The following is a 1,427-nucleotide window of genomic DNA, read 5'->3' as shown; positions in this document are numbered from 1 at the left end:
ACTGTAAGCGGCTGTACAAGTTCGGCTTCGGGATCAACCACTCTGAGCGATCCTAGTACAGCGACATTGACCTTGGGCTCAGCTGTTAATCCAACCACATGTGGCGGAACAAACGGAAGCATCGCTTTCACGACCACTTTAGCGGACGGAACTTACACTCTGAATTACTCTGACGGAGCAGCCAAAACCGCTTCTGTTACAGTAGCTTCGGGGGCATTTACCCTATCAGGACTTGTGGCAGGGTCATACTCAGGATTCTCTATCACTGTAAGCGGTTGTATAAGTACCGCGTCAGGATCAAGAACGCTAACTGATCCGACTACAGCGACATTGACTTTAGGCTCTTCTGTTAATCCAACCACTTGTGGCGGAACAAACGGAAGCATTGCTTTCACCACTACTTTAGCAGATGGCACATACACGTTGAATTACTCAGATGGAGCAGCTAAAACGGCTTCAGTTACGGTGGCTTCGGGTGCGTTTACGCTATCAGGACTGCCGGCAGGATCATATTCTTCATTCTCAATAACTGTAAGCAGTTGTACAAGTTCAGCTTCGGGATCAACCACTCTGAGCGATCCTAGTACAGCGACATTGACCTTGGGCTCAGCTGTTAATCCAAGCACCTGTGGCGGAACAAACGGAAGCATTGCCTTCACGATCACTTTGGCTGACGGGACTTACACTTTGAATTATAATGACGGAGCGGCCAAAACCGCTTCTGTTACAGTAGCTTCTGGTGCATTTACACTATCAGGACTTCCGGCAGGATCATATTCTTCATTCTCAATAACTGTAAGCGGCTGTACAAGTTCAGCTTCAGGATCAAGAACATTGACTGATCCGACTACGGCGACATTGACTTTGGGCTCTTCTGTTAATCCAACCACATGCGGCGGAACAAACGGAAGCATTGCTTTCACCACTACTTTAGCGGATGGCACTTACACTTTGAATTACTCTGACGGAACAGCTAAAACAGCTTCTGTTACAGTAGCTTCAGGGGCATTTACACTGTCAGGACTTATAGCTGGATCATACTCCGGATTCTCTATCACTGTCAGTGGATGTACAAGTTCAGCTTCAGGATCAAGGGCCTTAACTGATCCTACCACAGCGACATTGACTTTAGGCTCAGCAGTTAATCCAACCACCTGCGGTGGAACAAACGGAAGCATTGCCTTCACCACCACTTTAGCGGATGGAACTTATACTTTGAACTATAATGATGGTGCAGCGAAAACTGCTTCAGTTACAGTAGCTTCGGGTGCATTTACGCTATCAGGCCTTGTGGCGGGACCATACTCCGTGTTCTCTATCACTGTAAGCGGTTGTACTAGTTCAGCATCAGGATCAAGAAACCTGACTGATCCGAGCACCGCAACATTAACCTTGGGTTCAGCTGTGAATCCGACTACCTGTGGCGG

Annotated in this window: 1 protein-coding gene; it reads left to right on the top strand. The window is 47.8% G+C overall.

The features are described from left to right. On the top strand, positions 1-1,427 hold a 1,427-nt coding region (locus GVN16_RS25930), incomplete at both ends, for a hypothetical protein (protein ID WP_166566884.1).

The sequence above is a fragment of the Emticicia sp. CRIBPO genome, assembly GCF_009905725.1.
GTDB lineage: Bacteria > Bacteroidota > Bacteroidia > Cytophagales > Spirosomataceae > Leadbetterella.
The sequence above is the reverse complement of the archived record's forward strand: the minus strand, read 5'-3'. Positions and strand labels throughout refer to the sequence as shown.